Source organism: Nocardioides sp. CPCC 206348 (assembly GCF_048654705.1).
GTDB lineage: Bacteria > Actinomycetota > Actinomycetes > Propionibacteriales > Nocardioidaceae > Nocardioides.
On sequence record NZ_JBMCZA010000233.1, the window covers coordinates 7,895 to 9,622 of the forward strand.

Genomic DNA, 1,728 nt, shown 5'->3' on the forward strand with positions numbered 1-1,728 from the left:
CACGGTCACGTGGGCGATTCCGGCCACGAACGTCTTGACGTCCTGCGTCGGCCCGCCGACCACGTCGACGACGATCGTGTTCTCGTTCTCGACGATGCGCCAGCCGGTGACCGTCGGCGGTGGGGCCGTTCGTGTGTCGAGCACGTGCAGGGAGTGCTCGAGCTCTGCGTAGGAGGTGGACACGAGCACGGGCACCGCACCCGTCGCGCGAACGGCGTTGAACACCGCCGTGCTGGTCACCGCGACGACGAGCTGGTTCGTCGTGCTGTCGAAGTAGGCGCCGGCGAACGCGTCGCCCGCCGCGGCGATGGCGGCCTCACGGATCTCTGATGCCCTGCACTCGCCGAGGATGCGAGCCTTGGCCTGCTTCGTGGTCAGTCCGAACTGCTCGACCATGACCGCGATCATCTCTCTGGACGCCACGCACGTCTCGGCCGGGCGATTGGCCGACTCCGCCTGCGCGGAATCGCGGTCTGGAGGCGAACCCTTCGCAGCCCCCGCCATCATCGTGACGAGGAGAAGGCAGGCGGCGGACGCTGTCAGGACGCCGCGTCGTGGGGCTGTTCGGCGCGTCTTCGCGTGATCCGTGATCATGGGGACTTCCTCTCAAAGGGCGGGGCCCCGAGCGCGGATTCCACGGTACGCCGCACCGACCTTCGTGGGGAGTGGCCTGGACACAGCGGAAAGTAGGGTCCCCGGGCGGCTCTCGGCGCTGCTCGCGGATCACGAACCGGAGACGCCTGCCCCGGCGTACCGGGCGTACCCGGCGGCCAGGCGCTCGCGCTCGAAACTGCGCAGCGCGGCACAGGTCACGCCTGAGAGACGCCCGCGCGGCGCCGTGAGGCGCTAGCGTGCGAGCGTGTTCGATCGCCTCGCGCGCCTGACCTGGCGGCACCCGAAGAAGGTCCTGCTGGCTGCGTTCGGCTTCGTGCTCGTCGCTGGGTTCTTCGGGCACGACGTGGAGCACCACCTCAAGGCGGCCGGGTTCACGGACCCGTCCTCCGAGAGCGAGCAGGCGGGCGCCGTACTGTCCGACGCCCTCGGGTACACCGCGCAGCCCGGGCTCGTCGTCCTCCTGCGTGACCCCGACGGCGAGCAGATCGACCTGGCCTCGCCCGAGGTCGTCGCGGAGGTCGACCGGCTGGCGGACGCGATGCGGGAGTCGGCGTACGTCGGGCACGTGGTCAACCCGCTCGACGACCCCGCGGCGGCGCCGGGCCTGATCCCCGCCGACCGGGAGTCGATCGCGCTGCCCGCCCAGCTGGCAACAAGCGACCTCGAGGACAAGGGCGGGCTGGCCGACGAGTCGGTGCGCAAGAACGTCGCCTCGGACCTCTTCGACGTCGGGTACGGCGGCTACGCGCCCAGCTTCAACGAGGTCAACGACCAGACCCGCAAGGACCTCCAGAACGCCGAGCTGATCGCGTTCCCGCTGCTCGGGATCCTGCTCCTGATCGTCTTCCGCAGCATGGTCGCGGCCTTCGTGCCGCTCCTGCTCGGGGCGCTGTCCATCATCGGCACCCTGTTCGCGTTGCGGATCATGGCGAGCCTCGTCGACACCTCGCTCTTCGCCCTCAACATCGCGACTGCGCTGAGCCTCGGCCTGGCGGTCGACTACGCGCTCCTCATCGTGTCGCGCCACCGCGAGGAGACGGCGGAGCACGGCTACACCGAGGAGGCGCATCGGCGCACCGTCGCCTCGGCCGGTCGTACGGCGGTGTTCTCCGG

General features: G+C 70.3%; 1 protein-coding gene and 1 pseudogene. One reads left to right on the plus strand and one right to left on the minus strand.

Annotated features, from left to right (window positions below):
* Positions 1-396, minus strand: a pseudogene (locus tag ACOADB_RS26625) (hypothetical protein); the annotation flags it as partial.
* Between the two features lie 463 nt (positions 397-859).
* Between ACOADB_RS26625 and ACOADB_RS26630 the strand changes: the two are divergent.
* The coding region (locus ACOADB_RS26630) for an MMPL family transporter (protein WP_378606139.1) at positions 860-1,728 on the plus strand (869 nt) is incomplete at its 3' end.